The sequence below is a fragment of the Mesorhizobium sp. CO1-1-7 genome, from assembly GCF_020164885.1.
Classification (GTDB): domain Bacteria; phylum Pseudomonadota; class Alphaproteobacteria; order Rhizobiales; family Rhizobiaceae; genus Mesorhizobium; species Mesorhizobium australicum.
This window is the reverse complement of record NZ_JAIUHA010000002.1, coordinates 347,635-366,984: the sequence shown is the minus strand read 5'-3', so window position 1 is coordinate 366,984 and position 19,350 is coordinate 347,635. Positions and strand designations below refer to the sequence as shown.

Sequence of the window (19,350 nt, the reverse complement as noted above, 5' to 3'; positions counted from 1 at the left end):
ATGAACACTAATCCGTCGGGCAACGGAGAATTCGGGCAAAGGCCGGCGAACACCGGGCCGATCGTGCCGAAGACGGCCAGCGAAGCCTTGCGGCCGGAAGCCGGAACACCGCCGCCGAAACGCTCGCGTGCTTCGCGCAGCCAGGTCGTCGTGTTCATGAACTTCGTCATCTCGGCGGTGATGCTGATCGTTCTGGCGGCGGGCGTGGCCCTCTATTTCGGCAAGCAGGAGTTTACCGAACCCGGCCCATCCGCCAATGGCGACACTTTCCTCGTCAAGCCCAGCACCGGCGTCCAGGACATTGCCGACCAGCTCGAGCGCCGCGGATTGATCAGCGACGCCCGCGTATTCCGCCTCGGGGTGCGTGCCTTCGGCAACGATTCCGCGCTCAAGGCCGGTGAGTACGAGATCAAGCCCAGGGCATCCATGCGCGACATCATGGAACTGCTGAAGAGCGGCAAGTCGGTGATGTATTCGCTGACTATTCCCGAGGGGCTGACGGTCGAGCAGGCCTTGCAGCGCATCGCCGACGAACCGGCTTTGAGCGGCGATATGCCGGCGAAGACACCCCCTGAAGGCAGCCTTGCCACCGACACGCTGCGCTTCACGCGTGGCGCAACGCGTCAGCAGATGGTCGACAAGCTGCTCGCCGATCAGAAGAAACTGGTCGATGAGGTGTGGCAGCGGCGCGCGCCGGATCTGCCCCTGGCCAGCGTCGAGGACTTTGTCACCCTGGCCTCGATCGTCGAGAAGGAAACCGGCAAGGGCGACGAACGCTCGCGCGTGGCCGCCGTCTTCCTGAACCGGTTGGCCAAGGGCATGCGCCTGCAGTCCGATCCGACCATCATCTACGGTCTGTTTGGCGGCAAGGGCAAGCCGGCGGATCGCCCGATCTATCAGTCCGACATCCAGAAGCAGACGCCTTACAACACCTATGTGATCAGCGGCTTGCCGCCGACGCCCATCGCCAATCCAGGCCGCGCGGCCCTCGAGGCCGTGGCCAACCCGTCGAAGACCGACGATCTCTATTTCGTCGCCGACGGCACGGGCGGTCACGTCTTTGCCTCGACGCTGAACGAGCATAATGAAAACGTCGCCCGCTATCGCGCGCTGCAGAAGAAGCAGGCCGATGAGGCAGCCAAGGCCGCTGCTGCCGCCGGTGCCAGCGGCAGTGCCGACAAGCCTGCTGACGACAAGCCAGCTGACGAGAAGCCAGCTGACGAGAAGCCTGCCATTGACAGCGGCATCGATGGCGACAATGGCGATGCTGGCGGTGATGCGGGCGCGGCCCAGTAAGGCGAAGAAAAGCGTTGCCTGGAAGGCGGCGGCCTGACATTTGAAGGAACGCCAGGCGTCTAATTTCGACGTATTCGCGGAATGGTCATTTTAAGTTAAGCCGCACTCGTCCCTCCGGAAAACCGGTTTCGGGGTGAGGCGCCAGGAATGTGCAGGCGACATGAATTTGCAGAGCATGACCGGTTTTGCGCGCGCCGTCGCCGAGCATGACGGCACCTCCATTGCCTGGGAAGTCAAATCCGTCAACGGCAAGAGCGTCGAGGTGCGATTGCGGCTGCCTCAGGGGTTCGAGCGGTTGGAGCCTGTGCTTCGGCAAACGCTGCAGAAGCGTTTCGCGCGCGGCAACTTCCAGGCGACGTTGACCATCGGCCGTGCCGCCGGCGCGCAGGCGCAACCAGTCGTCAACGAGGTGTTTTTGAAAGATCTCGCCGGCCTGGCCAAGCGATTGCAGGAACAGTTCGGCGTCGCGCCCGCAACGGCTGACGGTTTGCTGTCGCTGCGTGGTGTGCTCGACGTTCCCGAAACCATCGAAACCGACGAGGCGCGGGCCGCGCTCGACACCGCCATCATGGCCGCGCTCGACGTGGCGCTGAACGGCCTGGAACAGGCCCGGCAAGGCGAAGGTGCCGCATTGGCCCTGCTTTTGTCCGGTCATATCGACGTCATCGAGACACTGACCCTGCGCGCGGAAGCGGATCCGTCGCGCGATACGGCGGTGATCCGCGAATGCATCGCCGAGCAGGTCAGGCTGTTGATGGATGCATCCGCCAATCTGGATGCAAGCCGATTGCACATGGAGGCGGCGTTTCTTGCCACCAAGGCCGATATTCGCGAGGAGATCGACCGGCTGAAAACGCATGTCGCATCCGGCCGGGCCTTGCTCGAGGGCGGCGGCGCCGTTGGCCGCAAGCTCGATTTTCTGGCACAGGAATTTAACCGCGAATCGAATACGCTGTGTTCGAAGTCGAATGCCGCCGCCGTCACCGCGATCGGACTGGAACTGAAGGCGGTCGTCGACCAGTTTCGTGAACAGGTCCAGAATCTGGAGTAGCCGATGGTTGCCAAGGAACCGATGGTTGCCAGGGATTTGGGGTCCCGCATCCGCCGCCGGGGGTTGATGCTCGTCCTGTCGTCACCATCGGGTGCCGGCAAGTCGACGATCGCGCGCAATCTTCTTGAGAGCGATTCCAGCCTCGAACTGTCGGTCTCGGTCACCACAAGGCCTCGCCGCGGCTCGGAAATCGAGGGCGTTCACTACCATTTCCGCACGATGCGCGAATTCGAGCGGCTGCGTGATTCCGACGCGCTGCTCGAATGGGCCGAGGTGCACGGCAATTGCTATGCGACGCCGCGCGAACCTGCCGAATTGGCGCTGGCGCAGGGACGCGACATGCTGTTCGACATCGACTGGCAGGGCGCCCAGCAGCTCAAGGAGAAGATGCGCGCCGACATCGTCTCGATCTTCATTCTGCCTCCGTCGATGAAGGAATTGAAGGCGCGACTGAAGCGCCGCGCTGAGGATCAGGAAGCGGTGATCGAGACGCGGCTGAAGAACGCCCGCAACGAGATCGAGCACTGGAAGGAATATGACTTCGTCATCGTCAACGACGATCTAGACCGTGCTTTCGCCGAAGTGCGCGGCATCGTCGTGGCAGAGCGGCTGCGCCGCGACCGCCGGCCAGGTCTTTTCGATTTCGTGTCGGGCTTGCTGGACGAGAAGACGGATTGACCGCTTTTTCCTTCTCCCGGATAGCCCTGCGTGAGCGGCGAGAAGAGAGCTACACCGCATTGGTCAGCCGCACGAACTCCTCGACGCTAAGCGTTTCGGCGCGTCGTGTCGGGTCGATCCCCACTCGTTCGAGCAAGGCCTCGCCGCCGAGGCTTTTCACGCTCTGCCGTAGCATTTTTCGGCGTTGGCCGAAGGCGGCTTCCGTGACCCGAGCGAGTTTCTTCACATCGGCGGGCAGGGGTGTCGCGCGGGGCTCGAGATGCACCACCGAAGAGGTGACCTTGGGCGGTGGCGTGAAGGCCTGAGGCGGCACGTCGAAGGCGATCCTGGCCTGCGTGCGCCAGCCAGCGAGCACACCCAGCCTGCCATAGGCGTCGCTGTCGGGCGCTGCGACGATACGCTGGGCGACCTCGCGCTGGAACATCAATGTCATCGAGGCGTAAAAGGGCGGCCAGTCCGTGACCGTCAGCCATCGGACCAGCAGTTCCGTGCCGATGTTGTAGGGCAGATTGGCCACGATCCGCACCTGCCTACTATCTCCAGCCGCCGCGGCGAGGGCGGCGAAGTCGGTCTTCAGCGCGTCGCCCGAAATCACCTCCAGCCGGCCGGGATAATGAGCCGAGACTTCGGCAAGCGCTGCCAGGCAGCGTTCGTCGCGCTCTATGGCGACGACCCGGCGGGCGCCGTTGGAAAGCAGCGCTCGCGTCAGCCCTCCGGGCCCGGGCCCGACCTCGATCACCGTGGCATTTGTCAGGTCGCCGGCGCTGCGCGCGATCTTGCTTGTCAAATTGAGGTCGAGCAGGAAGTTCTGCCCAAGCGCCTTTTTCGCCTGCAGTCCATGACGCTCGATGACGTCGCGCAGCGGCGGCAGCCCATCGATGCTCATGCGGCCGCCGCCCTTGCGTCGGTGTCGGCGAGTTTTCTGGCGAGCTTCAGCGCCGCGATCAGGCTGTCGGGCCGCGCAATGCCCTTGCCGGCGATGTCGAAGGCGGTGCCGTGGTCGGGCGAGGTGCGGATGAAGGGCAGCCCCAGCGTGACGTTGACCGCCTCGTCGAAGGCCAGCGCCTTGGCCGGGATCAAGGCCTGATCGTGATACATGCAAAGCGCCGCGTCGTAGCCCGCCCGCGCCCGGGCATGGAACAGCGTGTCGGCGGGCAGGGGGCCGAAAGCATCGATGCCTTCGGCGCGCAGGATGTCGACCGCCGGGCGCACGATGTGCTCGTCTTCCGTGCCCATGGAGCCGCCTTCGCCGGCATGCGGATTGAGGCCGGCAATGGCGAGCCGCGGCCTGGCGATGCCGAAGCGGCTGGCAAGGTCGGCCGCGGTGATGCGCGCGGTCGCGACGATCAATTCCGTGCTCAGGACCTTCGGCACCTCGGCCAGGGCGATGTGGATGGTGACGGGAACCGTGCGCAGGTCGGGGCCTGCCAGCATCATTACCGGCATAGCCTCGACGCCGCTGTGCCGAGCCGCGAGATGCGCCAGATATTCGGTGTGGCCGGGAAAAAGGAAGCCCGCATCATAGAGCGGCTTCTTGGCAATCGGGCAGGTCACGACTGCGGCGGCCTCACCGGCAAGGCAGGCGGCGACCGCACGGTCGATCGCTTCGACGGTGCCGGCCGCATTGGCCGGGTCTGGCCGGCCGGGGCTGTCGATGAAGCGCGCCGTCAGCGGAACGATCGGCAAGGCGTGGCCAAAGACCTCGATCGCCTGCACCGGCGTCACCTCCTCGACGGGCAGCAAAACGCCAAGGTGGCGCGCGCGCGCGGTGACCACAGCCGGGTCGGCCAGCAGATAGAACGGGGGCAAGCCGACAGCGTCACGCGCAAGGAAGGCGGCGATGGCTATTTCAGGGCCGATACCGGATGGGTCGCCGACACTCAACGCCAGCGCGGTCATCGCGCTACTCACGTCAGCGCTTGACGATGCGGGCTTTGGCCTTCAGTTCGTCGACATATTTCTTGCTGAGATCGTCGGCGGCCTTGTCGTTGGAGCCTTCGCTCTGGAACACCATCTGGGCGGTCTTGTCGTCCGACACTTCGCGCGACGAGCAGATGCCGATGAATTCGACGCCGCGTTCGGTCTCGCGCGTAACGGTGGCGCCGCCGACCTTGGTCGCTTTGATCTGCTCGGCCCAGTCTGGCGGCAGTTGCGGCGCCAGAACCCGGCCGAGATCACGAACCGTGACGTCGATCAGGCCCTTGGCGAACTCGCGCGTCGTGTTGCAGCCGTTGAAGCGAGCGCGCATGGCGTCGGCCTCGCGCTTGCGCTTGGCCAGCGTCGCGCTGCGTTCGGCCGCCGGCACGACGAAGATGACCTGCTGCAGCATGTATTCCATGGCGCTCGGCTTGGCGCCGCCCTTGTCGAGCATGCGTCGCACCGCGTCCTGTTCGGTCACGCTGCCGCCTTCGCCGGAACGGTAGCGCGCGCTCAAGGCCTGGTTCCAGGCCATCTGGGCGCGGATGAACTCCTTGAAATGGTCCTTGCCGACGCCGGATTTTTCCATGACGCCGTCGAGCTGGCCGCGCTGCATCTTGTTGTTGGTGGCAAAGCGCTGATAGGCGGCCTCGACCTGTGCATCGCTGATGCGAATGCCAAGCCGCCTGGCCTCGGCGAGCCGGAGCGTCTGGTCGATCATTTCCTGGCCAGCATCCCCCTTTTTGCGCTGCAGCTTCAGGAAGGCGGCACGATGGGCGATATCACCGGTGGTGATCGGTATGTCGTTGACGACGTATTTGATCTCGCTGGCGAAAGCCGGCGGCGTCATGACGGTCATTGACACGGATGTCGCCGCCACAAGCAACGCGAACCCTGCTGAAAAGAGGTATTTCCTCATCCTTGGCATCCCAATTCTATTCCCGGCTCCGCCAGTTCCGTCCCCTTCCGGATGCGCGAATCCGTGCCAGCCCTATGCGGCGAAACGATGTCGCCGCCTATTGGATGGTGTCGACTCCGTTGCTCGACGAGCCGAAGTCGCCGAGGGTGCGGAACGAGAGGTTGAATCCGATGCTTTGCGTCACTTCCCTGGTGTTCAGGTCACGCGACTGTGCGTACGTCATCAGATAGGTGAAGCAGGAATCGTTGTAGGCGAAGCCCACCCCGTCCTTGACCAGCAGGCCCTCCTGCAAATCGTAGGTTCCTGTCCCGAACACGCGCCAGTTCTCGGCAAGATGCGTGGATGCGCCGAGCGTGACCTCGTGACGGTCGGTGGTGAAACCGTAGAGCGGCTGCGCCTGGATGAAGGCATACTTGGCGCTCAACGATACCGGCAGGCCGGAGTAGGCAGCTTTCAGCTCGGCGCGGCGGATCTCGAAGCTCTGTTCGTCGAACCGGCCGCTGACCGAAGCCGCGAATCCATTGGGGCTGGTTATGCCAAACAGGCCGACATAGTCGGACTTGGTGGTCTCAAGGCCTGAATTTGCGCCGACATTGACCAGATCGGGTGCCGCGAAGGAGTTCTCGCCGCCAATTTGATAGGATTGGCCGAAGATGGCATTGGTGCCCCAGCCATTGATGTAGGAGCCGGAATAGCGCAGCCCGACATTGGCACGCGAGCCGCCCTCGATACGGTCATAACCGGAGAACTTGTCGCGCTCGAACAGCGTGGTCGCATCGAAAACCATGCTCTGCGCGTCTTCGTTCGGAATGGAGAGGCCGCCGACATACTGTTCGTTCGGACGCAGGAACACCTGTGCCATCGGCTCGACAACGTGGCTCGAGCCGCTGGCCAGCGAGAACAACAGCGGCCAGCTCATCTCGAGCCCGGCAGTCGCCATGTAGCGGGCAAAGGACGAGCGCATGTCGTCCTGCTGGCCCAAATTCGTCGCCATCTGGTTGATCGCGGTGAGCGAGGCCGACGACGCTCTGACATAGTCGACGTCGCCTTGCAGCGCCAGCAACGGTGTCAGCACCAGCCCGTCGTCGGTGACAAAGCTCCGTTTCCACTCGGCCTCGGCGGTGAGGCGGCTGGACTCGCCTTCGATGCCGCGCACGCGTTGCGTACCCGAGCCGGGCACGTACGGGGTAAAGTAGGTCTCGTCGAGATCTTCGCGGCGGATGACGCGCGTGTTGACGTTGAGCGACAACTGGCCGCCGGCGACCGATGTGTCGGGGATATAGGCATAGTCGAGCGAGGGCAGCACCCAGGGCTGCTGGCCACTTCTCGCGGCGGCATTGTCGTTGGGCGTATCTTCCTGGACCTCGAAATGCATGGCGCGCACGTCGAAATAATTACGGTCGTTGAGACCAGTCAGGTAGACCGAGGACTGATGGACATACGAATTGTACTTGGCAATGTTGTAGGTGTTCGAGAAATTCTTGTCGGTCTGCAGCAACACGTCCCAGCCGAAATTCCAGCGTTCGTTAATGGCGAACTGCCCTTGCGTGCCCATCATGCCGCGGAACTTGTTCGGATCGCCCACCGCGCCGGAATCGATATTGTGGCCAGCGGTCGAGGGGAACGCGGCGCTGTCGAGGAAGTCGTCCGGATTCTGCTGCTGGATCCCGGCAACCTTGAATGTGTATTCGCCATTGTTGAAGCGCTGGCGCCATTCGGCTTCGCCGAGGAAGCCCTGCTTGGTGTAACCGCTTCCGGTCACCGTCAGATCATATGTCGGCGAAAGGGCGAAATAATAGGGAACCTTGACGCTATACCCCAGATGGCTGTTGTAGCCGATGCTGGGGATCAGGAATCCGCTCTTGCGCTTCACCGTGGGATCGGCGATCTCGAACGCCGGCAGGTAGGCCAGCGGAAAGCCGAAGAACTCGAAATTCGCGTTCTCGAAGCGAACCGTCTTCTTCTCACCGTTCCAGATGATCTTCCTGGCTTTGACGCGCCATGTCGGCGCCTTGTCGGGCTTGTCCTCGCACGGTTCGCAAGCGGTGTAGACGCCATTGTGGAAGGTGGTCAGCACGCCGCCCATGCGTTCGGCGCTTTCGGCGGCGAAATAGGCCTTGTCGACCGTTTCAACGCGCAGCGCGTTGACGAAACCGTCGGCGAAATCGTCGGTGATGTCGATGTGTTGTGAATTGATCTTGGTGCCGTCGCTGTTGACGATCTCGACATTGCCGCTGGCAACCATCCGCTTGGTGTTGCGGTTGTAGACGACCTTCTGGGCGACGAGGCGGTTGCCGCCATAGTCGATCTGCACGCCGCCGACGGCGGTCACGGTCTGGTTGTCGTTGTTGTATTCCAGCGTGTCGGCGGCCAGCAGCATCTGCGAACCGGATGGAACGGTGGTCGCCAAGTTGCCGACCTCCTGCGCGAAGGCCGGCAGCGGGACGCCGCAGGCAAGCAGGCACGCCAAGGCGCTCGCCGCATAAAGGCGCGCCAAATGGGCCTGCCTGTCGCTGGGCAAAAACGCCTCCCTCACTAGCCGTCTTCCTTGTATAGCAGGAAAGTCACCCCGAAGAACATAGCTACCACGACCGGCACCCAGGCGGCTATGGCAGTCGGCACGAACCCCGCCACGCCGAACGCCTTCACCAGCACCGAAACGACATAAAGCAGAAACCCGGCAACGACGCCACCCAGAATCATCGTTGCCGATTGTCCCATCCTCGCAAATCGCATTGAAACTGTTGCCGCAATCAGCGTCATGGCGACGAGCAGGAACGGCAACGCCACCAGCGAATCAAACTGCATGGCAAAGGCATTTGCCTTGAGGCCGAAGGAACGGGCAACCTCGATTTTTCCGGGCAGGTCATAGAAGGGAATTGTCTCCGGGCGCGCCAGCCGCTCCTGCACGAATTCCGGCTTCAGATTGGTCTGCACACGATCGCTCGCGACGGGCTGGATGGTGCCGTTCCTGAAGGTCTTTACATCCTGCAATTCCCAATAGCCGTCGCGCAGGTAGGCCCGTGCCGCGTCCTTGCGCTCGACGATGTTGCCTTGCTGGTCGAGGATGAAAAACACGGCGTCGGCCATCTCCAGGCCCTGGTCGAGGATAGCCCGCGCGCCGATGATCGTGTCGCCGGAACTGGTTTTCTGGCGAATCCAGGGCGCGGCATCTGCTGAAACGGTATTGGACTTGCCGGAGCGCAGCTCGGTCTCGATCTGTTCGGACAAGGAGAAAGCGTGGGCGGCAAGCGGGTTGATGATCCCGACCGACACGACGCCGAACAGCAATGCGCCGATGCAGCACGGCAAAAGGAACTGCCAGGCGGAGACGCCCGCGGACCGCGCGATGACGAGTTCGTAACGCCGGTTGAGCGAAACCAGCGTCGCCATCGCCGAGAACAAGCCGACAAACGGCACCGTCTGCAGCATGATCATGGGCATTCGAAGGCCTGAAATGGCCATCGCCGTCCCATAGGTGAAGCCCGGCAGGCCAGTGGTGCGGCCCGACAATTCCGTGAAGTCGATCAGGAACACCAGCGCCAGAAGGCCGATGAAGAACCAGATCGTGATCGCCACGTAACGGAAGAAGAAGTAACGGCCCAGCGTCCAGCCCATCAGCCGACTCCCTGGCCCGAGGTGTCGCGCCTGGACAAACGAGACTTGAGGGCATTCCACCCGTCACCGATGCGGCTGGCCAGGTTTGTCATCCAGTCCGCCCAGGCAACCGGCAGTTCCATGGTCCGGTTCGACACGATGAACCAGATCGCCACCGCGGAAGCCGCGATCGGTATGCCATAGACCACATAGGAATATTGCGGGACCTCGTCGGCCTTGCTTGCGGCGAAGAACCCGAGCCAGCGAACGAACAGCGATATCGCGATGGCGGTGATCAGCGGATTGACGCGCGCCTCGCGATGCGAACGCGCGTCTCCCGCGACCGCGAGCGCGATCAGTGCGAAAACCATGGAGTATGTCCATTCCGAAAACCGCTGGTCGATCTCCGCCCGGTACTCCTGCGGACTTTGCTGGTAGTTCTTGTCGTTGGGGCTTGGATTGAGCAGGTACTGGGTGGTCTGATCTTTTGGCAGGAGCGTCACCTGGTTGGCCGCCGACATGAAGGCCGACATGTCGAAGGCATAGGACGTGAACCGGATAACACTGAGGTCGCCTGTCAGCGTCTTGCGATGGATGACGCCGTCATTCATCATCAGCACCTTTTCGCCGCCCCGCTCGATGATGCTGCCGGTCTTGGCATAATAGACGAGATTGACGCCTTCCTCACGGGAATCGGCGACGAAGATGCCACCCAGCCGGTTGTCGGGAAGCCGCTCGCCAATCTGCAGGAACAGTCCTTCCTCGATCTTGCGGAAGGTGCCTTCCTGAATGATCAGCGACAAAAGGTCGGCGCGCGACTCCGCCACCAGGGCGCGGTTCTTCTGTCGTGCATAGGGGTCGATGCCGTTGTCCACGGCGAATGAAAAGACGCTGGCGGCCAGCGCCAGCAGCATGATCGGCCGCACGATGGTCCAGCGCGAGGCACCCGATGCATTGACCACCGCGAGTTCCGAATCCGAATTCATCACGCTGAGTGTCTGCGCGACCGCCACCACGAGCGCGAAAGGCACGACGATCGGAACGATGGAAGGGAGAATGAGAGACGCGACCTCGAAGAAGGTCAAGGCCGACTGGCCGCTGTCCGTGACCAGGTTGATCTTGGCCAGCACCTGCGTCGTCCACACGATGGCCAGCGTCCAGACCAGCGCTGCGATGAAGACAACGAAAGTGCGCCGCATGATGTAGCGTTCAATGACCTTCATGAAGGCTTTACTCGATTTTCTCGAACGGCATCATGCCACCACGCTAAGGGTAGCTGTCCGGCGACGCCCGCACAACTGGCTCCGTTGGGCTGCATCAGGCAGGCGATCCGGTTCCCGTCCCACGTCGCGTGCCGCAGCGGGTCGGAGTGTCGGCGGCAATGGATAAGAAAGGACGAACATCGATGGTTAACAACAGGTTGCGGCATGAAGCGGGGCCGTGCCGCGACGAATCGCCTTCGATTCCACGTCTCATATGGGTAGCCATTTTGGCAAAGTCTTGCCAAATGCCGGAAAACGACCAAATGTCGCGGATCACTTCAACCGCTTCGCGCAAAGTCGCCCAATCCCCGAAAGCAGGACATGATGAACCCGAGACCGTCGATCGCCTTTGCGAAATTCGCCGCGCCCCAGGCGGCGGCGAGCAGGAAGGGCACGGTCTTCGTGCTGTCGGCGGATAGTGGCGGCCTGAGCGATGCGGCCAGGGCTTACGATCCGGGCAAGACGCTGGATCGGGCTTTCCCGATCGCCGAGTTTACCGGCAAGCTCGCCGGCATCGTTGAAATCCTGGCGCCGGAAACGACGTCGCTCGACAGGTTGGTCGCGATCGGCGCCGGCAAGGTCGCGGGGCTCGACGAATATGCCTGGCTGAAGCTCGGCGGCACCATTGCGGCATCGCTGCGCAAGGCAACCGACGTGGCCGTGGTGCTCGACCTGGCCGGCGCTTCGCCCGATGGCAAGGACGCCGCGAACCTCGCGGCGGGCATTCTTTTGCGCAGCTATTCCTTCGACAAGTACAAGACCAGGAAGGATAAGGACGACGGCCAAGGGGGCGGCCAGGGGGGCGGCCAAGGGAACGGTAAGCCCGATCCGAAAAAGCCGGTCAAGGTGACCATCCATACCGCCGACCCCGCAGGCGCCAAGAAAGCATTCAGCGATGCCGAGGCGGTGATCGACGGTGTGCTTCTGGCACGCGATCTCGTCAACGAACCGGCAAACGTGCTGGGACCTGTCGAGTTCGCCGCCCGCGCCAAGGAACTCGAGGCACTCGGCGTCAACGTCGAGATCCTGACCGAGAAGGAGATGAAGAAGCTCGGCATGGGCTCGCTGCTCGGCGTCGCGCAAGGCTCGCCCCGGGGCGCCCGCATGGCGGTCATGCAGTGGAACGGCGGCAAGCCGAAGGACAGGCCCGTCGCCTTCGTCGGCAAGGGTGTCACATTCGACACCGGCGGCAATTCGATCAAGCCGGCCTCGGGCATGGAGGACATGAAGGGCGACATGGGCGGGGCCGCCGCCGTGACCGGGTTGATGCATGCGCTTGCCGCGCGCAAAGCCAAGGCCAATGTCGTCGGCATCATCGGTCTTGTCGAAAACGCGGTCGACGGTCATGCCCAGCGCCCCGGCGACATCGTCACCTCCATGTCCGGACAGACCATCGAGGTGCTCAACACCGACGCGGAGGGGCGCCTCGTTCTGGCCGACGCGCTGTGGTACTGCAACGACCGCTTCCAGCCGAAATTCATGGTCAACCTGGCAACGCTGACCGGCGCCATCATGGTTGCGCTCGGCCTGCATTATGCCGGCCTGTTCTCCAACGACGACGAACTGGCGCAAAGGCTGACCGCGGCCGGACAGTCAACGCAGGAACGGCTGTGGCGCATGCCGCTCGGCGCTGAATACGACAAGCTGATCGATTCCAAGAACGCCGACATGAAGAACATCGGCGGCCGCTACGGCGGCGCGATCATTGCCGCGCAGTTCCTGCAGCGCTTCGTCAAGGACACGCCCTGGGCGCATCTCGATATTGCCGGGACCGCGATGGGCTCGCCGTTGAACGAGATCAACCAGTCCTGGGGTTCGGGTTTCGGCGTTCGGCTGCTGGACCGGCTGGTGCGTGATCACTACGAGAGCTGACGTTCGTCCATGGCCGATGTGCTGTTCTACCATCTGACCGAATCGACGCTGGAGGATGCGCTGCCGGGCCTGCTCGAGCGCAGCGTCGATCGCGGCTGGCGCGCCGTGGTGCAGACCGGCACCGAGGAGCGGCGCGACGCGCTCGACCAGCATCTGTGGACTTTCCGCGACGATTCTTTCCTGGCGCACGCGACCGATCGCGAAGCTTATCCCGGTGAACAGCCAATCCTGTTGACCACCGGCGAGGGCAATCCCAACCAAGCCAAGATCAGGTTCCTTGTAGACGGCGCGGCTCCGCCCGACCTCGGCGGCTATGAGCGTGCGGTGTTCCTGTTCGACGGCCATGACGCGGCCCAGGTCGAGATGGCCCGGGCGCATTGGAAGACGATGAAGGACGCCGGCCACGCCGTGACCTACTGGCAGCAAGCCGCGGACCGCCGCTGGGAGCGCAAGGCGTAGAGCAATTCCACGGAAAGTGTGGACCTATCCCGGGAAAAGCGCGCAGCGCCTTGCCTGGCGAATTGCGCTAGAACGAAGAGCAGTTCGACATTCGCCTGGAACGATGAACAACTCCAGCCCGGCGGCTTTCGCGGATGACGGTTCTAAAGCCTTGCCTTAATCCGTGTCTGTTTCCTGGTGACGTAGTCGCCGTATTTCAATTTCGCGGCCTCGTCCGACCGGTTCCGATGCGAACTCCTGAAAACGTACCACTCGCCATCAGGCGACTTGCGCTTGTAGATCGCCTTGCCGGTCTGGCGATGCTCGAAGCAGGTCATTGAGCCCTTCACGCCCCAGGAGCCGTGCCATTGCGCGCGGTAGCACAACTTGCCGCCGCCGGGGATGAACCATATCCCGTCGCCATAGCCCGGCTGGCCCTTTTCCGTCGACCAGGCGTTAAATTGCCGCTGCCTGACGGCAAAGAACGCGGCCCCGTGATTGCCCCACATCCACGAACGGTTCTGATAGATCTGGTAGACGCCTTCGTCGGGCACCACGGCGCCCTTTTGCGCCTGCTCGGCGATTTTGGCCGCTGTCTTGGCTGTCGCGGGGACCTGTAAGGCAAGAACAAGAACGGAGCAGGCGAATGCCGCTCCAAGACAATTACCCAGCACTCGTTTCACGGAACTACTCCACGGACTGATTCACGCCACGCCTCATCCATCATGCCGAAACGCTGGTTCGGCATGGATGGCAAACAAACAGAAAGATGGAGATCCATCCCGATCGTGTCGGGACGCATCGGGACGACGCGTCTACGGCAGGACGTGCTGGGTCACCCTCCAGTCGGGCAGACCATAGCCCCCCAGCCACGGCCACACTTCCTTCTGGTTGAAGTAGACAACTGAAGTCAGCGCCGGGAACTCCGCATAGGACTTGCGAGAATCGTCCTGCCACTTCGAAACATAGTCCTGCTTGCCGACATAGCCGAGTTCCGCCACCACGATCGGCTTGTTGAACCCCGCAACGCGATCATAGCCTGGCTTCAGCAACTCGGCGAACGTACGGTCGTGACCGGCCTCGTCGTTGTCCTTTTTCTGCAGGCCGAACACCGACAGGCCGATCACGTCGACATAGTCGTCACCAGGGTAGTATTTTTCCAAGCCTTCATCGCCTTTGGGCGACCACATATATTTGGCCGTGGGGGCGGCCTTGCGGCAGATATCGACTTCGCGCTTGTAGGCGGAAATCCAGTCCTTCGGTGCCCAGTTGGCCCAGGTGAAGCGACCGTTCTTGTCTTCCATTTCTTGCGCCCAGCGAATGGTCACCGGGCTTTTCATCTGTCCCACCAAGCCGCAGATCGCCTGCATATTGGCATCATATCTGCCGCCCAATATGCCGTCTCGCAGCTCGGGCGGGGTGATGCGCCAGTCCTTCGACCAGGTCCACGGCTCGATCGTGATCAACAGCGAGCGCCCGCGCTGCTGGGCATAAGCATCGGCCAGAGGCAGCGTCGATAAATCGACGTCTTCCCAAGGCAGGAACAGTTCCTCGATGCTGGCGGTCTTGTCATTGGTGAAATCGCCATACGGATCGTACGACCCGAATGCCGACGCGGCGCTGCTCGTCTGAACGGGGTCCGTCACGGGGACGGAGCCGGCGCCTCCCGCCGTGGGGAACGCGGCGCTTCCGCCCAAAACCAGCGTGACTACAAGCGCATTTGCTGCGGAGCGTTTCATTGTTTGCCTCCCAAGGCCCGACTTCCTACGAAAGCCAAGGCTTCGCCCGGCGCGTTGATGCCTGATCGACACGCCCATCCAACACCCATCGGCTCTATTGGCGTAATCTGCGGGATTTCGGAGCGACCATTGGCGAGTGTGCGAACTTTGCACGGACCCACCCAAAATTATCCCTCAAGGCTCCGATACTGAAGAGCTTCAGAGAGAAAGTTCGCCGCGATACTCACAAATTCGCGTCAACATCCCGATATATCATCCCTAGCTAATTTAAGAGCCGGTCGGGGCCAAGAGTCAAGCACAATTAACGGTTGCTTAACCTTGGCGCTCGCAACGTGGTTAACGCTGCTTGTCCTCATCCAGACATGGGGACCATCCCCCTCTCGGTGAATTCCTCAACGCAAAACGTCCGGCTTGCCTGTCCAGCGCTGGTCGGGCGCACGCGACCGCCGGATCGGCCCGGCGCTTCAAAGGCGCTAGGTTAACCAGTTCCCAAGAAGCATAGTTAAGAAGCTCTTAATTTAGTTGACTCTAATAAATTTGCGATGGATTCTGGCGCCGGGGTTGAAGGTTGTCGGCCGTCTTCGGCTGACGCTTAGAGTGGCGGCGGTACGTGTATGAGTGTTTCCGCGGACGTAGCGACCATCAGCGGTAAGACGAGGCCGAAACGCGGGTCTCGGGCGGCTCTGGCCAAGGCGGCGCAGAAGGGCCCTTTTCTGGTTCCCGTCCTGTCTGCCACTCAGCAATGGATCCTGAGGCTGGCGCTGGCATTCTGGTTCGTCACGCTCGGTTTTTTCTGGATCTGGTGGCTAAGGCCCGAGCATGTCGAGTACATCGGGCCATACGCCTTCGCGACGACGGTGCTGGCCTGGCTGACGCTGATGCCGATGTATTTCCTGTTATTCGTGCTTGTGTCGAAAAGGCCGTCCAAATTTTACACGGTCGCTGCGAGTTCGAGTGTGGCGATGGTGGTGACGAAAGCGCCATCCGAACCGTTTTTCGTGGTTGCGCGCACGCTCGAGGCGATGCTTGCGCAGGATTATCCTCACGACACCTGGCTTGCCGACGAGGACCCTTCCGAGGAGACGATCGCATGGTGCGAGGCGCGAAACATCCAGATTTCGACGCGGCGAGGCCGGGAAGACTATCATCGCAAGACCTGGCCGCGCCGAACCCGTTGCAAGGAAGGCAATCTCGCCTTCTTCTATGATCACTACGGCTATGAACGCTACGACTTCGTCGCGCAGATGGACGCCGATCACGTGCCGACGCAGACCTATCTGCGCGAGATGCTGGCGGCCTTCGCCGACCCCGCTGTCGGCTATGTCTCGGCGCCGAGCATTTGCGACAACAATGCCGCCGAGAGTTGGTCGGCCCGCGGCCGACTGTTCGTGGAGGGAATGCTGCACGGCCTGCTGCAGTCCGGCTACACGAGCGTCGGAGCGCCACTGTGCATAGGCTCGCACTATGCAGTGCGCACCGCCGCATTGAAGCAGGCGGGCGGGCTTGGCCCAGAACTGGCCGAAGACCACTCGACCTCCATGCTGATCAACGCGGGGGGCTGGCGCGGCGTGCATGCAATCGACGCCATTGCGCACGGTGATGGCCCGCAGACTTTCGCCGACCTCGTCACTCAGGAATTCCAGTGGTCGAGGAGCCTGACCACCATCCTGCTCGAATACTCGCCCATGTATCTCTCCAAGCTGAGGTTGCGATTGAGGTTGCAGTTCGTTTTCTGCCAGCTTTGGTACCCGCTGTTCGCACTGCTCGCGCTCTCCACGTATCTCATGCCGATCTACGCGCTGTTTTCTGGCCGGAACTTCGCCAATGTGACGTATCTGGATTTCATTCTCCACTATGCGCCGAGTTCGGTTACGCCGATCGTCTTGGTGATGATGTTGAAGGCGTTCGCGCTCTCACGACCGGTAACGGCCAAGGCACTCAGCTGGGAAGGTATGCTGTTTCATTTCTTCGCGCGCTGGCCGTGGGTGCTGGCGGGCACGCTGTCGGCCGTCCGCGACTATCTGACCAAATCGTTTGTCGATTTTCGCGTCACACCGAAGGGCCGCGGCCCGAAGGATCTCCTGCCGGTTCGTGTCGTCATCCCCTATGTGGCGCTTGCCGTCGGTGCGTCGTTGCCCGTGCTCCTTGTACAAAATCCGCAGAGCGCCACGGGTTTTTACTGGTTCGCCGCGTTCAATGCAGCTTTATATAGCCTGCTGACCATCGTGATCATTGCCAAGCACGTCACCGAGAACAAGATTTCCCTGCGGCCGAGTATCGGCAAATTTGTCTTGCAGGCTTCGCTCGCCGGCATGGCTTTAACAGCTCCGCTCGCGGGTTTTTACGGCCGCGGCCTGGAGGGCATTTACGGACTGCAGCAGGGTGCCGGCGCCGTTCATCTCGTCAAGATGGCTTTCCCAGTTTCGGGCGCCGGCATGGGCGAAATCGGCGCCCGCAATTTCTACTTCGATCCAGGTTGGGAAACGCGGCGCTGAGCGTCCCCTAACACCTGCAACAGCCCTTCCGACTCTGCCAGCCTGAGCGCTGATCGCCGTTGCCACCGGCGCGAAGGCTTCGTTTGCCGAAGCACCCCCACGCCAGGCTCCCCGCCAGCCTCCGATGCAATCAATCGAATTTTCGTCATATCCGAGCGAACACCGAAAGACTGTGTTCATTATGCTGTTTGCACGAATTTTAATAAGTTCGTTCTAATATACGTATGCAGATTGAGCGGAGATGATCACTTAAAAAGTGCGGAAAGAAGCCGACTATAAAGTATACCGCCCGCACAAAACCGAGTTATGTTTAAAGCTAGGGAGCCGTAGATGAACAGGTTTATGGAAAGTTTGGCCAACAACGGCAGAAAATATACCTGTGCTGTTGCTGCTTTTGTGCTCGTCTCGATGGTGTCCGGCTGCCAGACCATGGATACAACCAAGACCGGCTCGATCAACGGGCGAACCATCGACTACGGGTTCGGCAAAATGGCCCATCACGCTGGGAAGGTCCATCACGTCAAGACAAAGGTTCTCTACCGCAAACCGCTTACACAGATGAGTGTCGTGACGCGTACCAGGGAGGAGGCTTACGCGGCCTTCGTGCGGCCGCAACGGATTGCCAGGCCGGCACCGGTGAAGGTTTCCTACAGTCCGGGCAATGGCGGTCAGTTCCTGGGGCATTCGCCCTGGATTTGCGGCCCGAGCGGTTTCGGCCAGCGCGCCAGCTGCCGTTCGCGTTACTAGAGCATTGGACCTAAATGCACGTCGCCCGGAAGTGTCCTCGGTTCCGGGGCAACGACATGCATAAAATCAGAATGCATGTCGCCCGGAAGTGTGCTCGGTTCCGGGACAACGACATGCAGATCAGAAGCTTAAAGCAGGTCGGGCGAATCCTATTCGCCGCGACATGTGTAAGTGGCGGTGCCTGACCGAGGGCTGCCGCCGAGGTCTTCGCTGGGGGCGCGAGTCGAGGGCGAGAGGTGGGCGCAGGGTTGCGCCTTATCTCTTGCCCTTCGACCGCCACGGGCTCGTGGCCATGAATATCCCTGGCGTTCCGATCTCCTCATGAAGGCCGGCTCGGGCGGAGCCAGCCGTCATCGTCGCCGGGCGCCGGCCGTGGCCGCGCGACATAGGCCGATGATCCGTTTGCCTCGTGATAGACGCGGGCCAGCATTTCCGCCAGCACGCCCGACGTCACCATCTGCACTCCGGCGATCAGCAGAAAGAAGCCAGTGAACAGCATCGGCCGTGTTCCGATGTCTTGCGCGAAAAACAGCTTCAGGCAAAGCAGATAGGCAAGTATCAGCGAACCCAGCGCGCCAAGCGCGATGCCGATGCCACCGAAGAAATGTCCGGGCCGTGTGCGATAGCGCATGAAGAAATACATGAACACCAGATCGAGCACGACCCTGAAGGTGCGCGAAATGCCGTATTTGGACTGGCCGTGGATGCGGGCATGATGCGTCACGACCTCCTGCGCGATGCGTCTGGGGGTCGTCACGGTAGCCAGCCATGCCGGGATGAAGCGGTGCATCTCGCCATACAGCTTGACGCTGCGGATGACGCTGCCGCGATAGACCTTGAGGCTGCAGCCATAGTCCTTGAGGCGCACGCCGGTGACGCGTGCAATCAGCGCATTGGCGATACGCGAAGGGAGCCTGCGCATCAAAAGCCCCTCCTGACGGTCCTTGCGCCAGCCGACCACCAAGTCGAGATCCTCGCTCAGCAGGCGGTAGACCATGCGCGGGATGTCGAAGGGATCATTTTGCAGGTCGCCGTCGATCGTGGCGATGACATCGCCGCGCGCCGCGTCGATGCCGGCCTGCATCGCGGCGGTCTGCTTGTAATTGCGCACGAGTTCGACCGCATGCACATGCGGGCCATAATGCGCAGCCAGGCGCCTGATCTCGCTCACCGTCGCGTCGGTGCTGCCGTCATCGACCAGCACGACCTCCCACGGCTGCTCGTAGCGCTCCATCGCCTGGTGAATCCGCGTCAGCAGCGGCTCGACGTTTTCGGCCTCGTTGTACATGGGCACGACGATGGACAGCGTATGGTCCGGCATCACCGCGCCATCAGGCAG

At 61.9% G+C, this 19,350-nt stretch carries 16 protein-coding genes; 7 read left to right on the top strand and 9 right to left on the bottom strand.

What is annotated here, in order from left to right:
* From mltG to gmk, 3 genes are all read left to right on the top strand, one after another.
* Positions 1 to 1,296 carry an endolytic transglycosylase MltG gene (gene mltG, locus LB516_RS05270; RefSeq protein ID WP_140726366.1) on the top strand — a complete coding sequence of 432 codons (1,296 nt, stop codon included), beginning with the start codon at positions 1 to 3 and terminating at the stop codon, positions 1,294 to 1,296.
* 160 nt (positions 1,297 to 1,456) lie between these two features.
* Entirely contained in the window at positions 1,457 to 2,347 is an 891-nt protein-coding gene (locus LB516_RS05265) for a YicC/YloC family endoribonuclease (protein WP_224719066.1), read from the top strand.
* Between the two features lie 21 nt (positions 2,348 to 2,368).
* Positions 2,369 to 3,025, top strand: a complete 657-nt coding sequence (gene gmk / locus LB516_RS05260; RefSeq protein WP_023773399.1) for a guanylate kinase — start codon at positions 2,369 to 2,371, stop codon at positions 3,023 to 3,025.
* Between the two features lie 49 nt (positions 3,026 to 3,074).
* Here gmk and rsmA read toward each other — a convergent pair whose 3' ends face one another.
* The 6 genes from rsmA to lptF form a co-directional block, all read right to left on the bottom strand.
* Positions 3,075 to 3,911 carry a 16S rRNA (adenine(1518)-N(6)/adenine(1519)-N(6))-dimethyltransferase RsmA gene (gene rsmA / locus LB516_RS05255; protein WP_224719065.1) on the bottom strand — a complete coding sequence of 279 codons (837 nt, stop codon included), beginning with the start codon at positions 3,909 to 3,911 and terminating at the stop codon, positions 3,075 to 3,077.
* Entirely contained in the window at positions 3,908 to 4,924 is a 1,017-nt protein-coding gene (gene pdxA / locus LB516_RS05250; RefSeq protein ID WP_224719064.1) for a 4-hydroxythreonine-4-phosphate dehydrogenase PdxA, read from the bottom strand. Before pdxA ends, rsmA begins: the two co-directional genes overlap by 4 nt.
* Positions 4,925 to 4,937: 13 nt before the next feature.
* Entirely contained in the window at positions 4,938 to 5,870 is a 933-nt protein-coding gene (locus LB516_RS05245) for a peptidylprolyl isomerase (protein WP_181171225.1), read from the bottom strand.
* 88 nt (positions 5,871 to 5,958) lie between these two features.
* Entirely contained in the window at positions 5,959 to 8,397 is a 2,439-nt protein-coding gene (locus LB516_RS05240) for an LPS-assembly protein LptD (protein WP_181177929.1), read from the bottom strand.
* Positions 8,397 to 9,482, bottom strand: coding sequence for an LPS export ABC transporter permease LptG (gene lptG, locus LB516_RS05235; protein ID WP_181171237.1), 1,086 nt, complete (start codon positions 9,480 to 9,482; stop codon positions 8,397 to 8,399). Before lptG ends, LB516_RS05240 begins: the two co-directional genes overlap by 1 nt.
* A complete protein-coding gene (lptF, locus tag LB516_RS05230) occupies positions 9,479 to 10,681 on the bottom strand; it encodes an LPS export ABC transporter permease LptF (protein ID WP_015318495.1) in 1,203 nt (400 codons plus the stop codon). Before lptF ends, lptG begins: the two co-directional genes overlap by 4 nt.
* 363 nt (positions 10,682 to 11,044) lie before the next feature.
* Between lptF and LB516_RS05225 the strand changes: the two genes are divergently transcribed.
* The gene (locus tag LB516_RS05225; RefSeq protein WP_224713007.1) at positions 11,045 to 12,592 is read left to right on the top strand and encodes a leucyl aminopeptidase; all 1,548 of its coding nucleotides are present in this window, start codon (positions 11,045 to 11,047) and stop codon (positions 12,590 to 12,592) included.
* A gap of 9 nt (positions 12,593 to 12,601) precedes the next feature.
* Entirely contained in the window at positions 12,602 to 13,051 is a 450-nt protein-coding gene (locus LB516_RS05220) for a DNA polymerase III subunit chi (protein WP_141907129.1), read from the top strand.
* A gap of 143 nt (positions 13,052 to 13,194) precedes the next feature.
* Here LB516_RS05220 and LB516_RS05215 read toward each other — a convergent pair whose 3' ends face one another.
* On the bottom strand, positions 13,195 to 13,713 hold the full coding sequence (locus tag LB516_RS05215; RefSeq protein WP_224719063.1) for a DUF995 domain-containing protein: 519 nt from the start codon (positions 13,711 to 13,713) through the stop codon (positions 13,195 to 13,197).
* Between the two features lie 132 nt (positions 13,714 to 13,845).
* On the bottom strand, positions 13,846 to 14,769 hold the full coding sequence (locus LB516_RS05210) for a glycoside hydrolase family 26 protein (RefSeq protein ID WP_015318491.1): 924 nt from the start codon (positions 14,767 to 14,769) through the stop codon (positions 13,846 to 13,848).
* A 614-nt stretch (positions 14,770 to 15,383) separates the two neighbouring features.
* Between LB516_RS05210 and LB516_RS05205 the strand changes: the two genes are divergently transcribed.
* Both LB516_RS05205 and LB516_RS05200 read left to right on the top strand, forming a co-directional pair.
* On the top strand, positions 15,384 to 17,264 hold the full coding sequence (locus tag LB516_RS05205) for a glycosyltransferase family 2 protein (RefSeq protein ID WP_224719062.1): 1,881 nt from the start codon (positions 15,384 to 15,386) through the stop codon (positions 17,262 to 17,264).
* A 330-nt stretch (positions 17,265 to 17,594) separates the two neighbouring features.
* Positions 17,595 to 18,011: a hypothetical protein gene (locus LB516_RS05200; RefSeq protein WP_224719061.1), complete on the top strand. Its 417-nt coding sequence runs from the start codon at positions 17,595 to 17,597 to the stop codon at positions 18,009 to 18,011.
* Between the two features lie 319 nt (positions 18,012 to 18,330).
* Here the strand turns inward: LB516_RS05200 and LB516_RS05195 are convergent, their stop codons facing one another.
* Positions 18,331 to 19,332 (bottom strand): glycosyltransferase family 2 protein, encoded by a 1,002-nt coding sequence (locus LB516_RS05195; RefSeq protein ID WP_210241783.1) that lies wholly within the window; start codon positions 19,330 to 19,332, stop codon positions 18,331 to 18,333.
* Positions 19,333 to 19,350 lie beyond the last annotated feature (18 nt).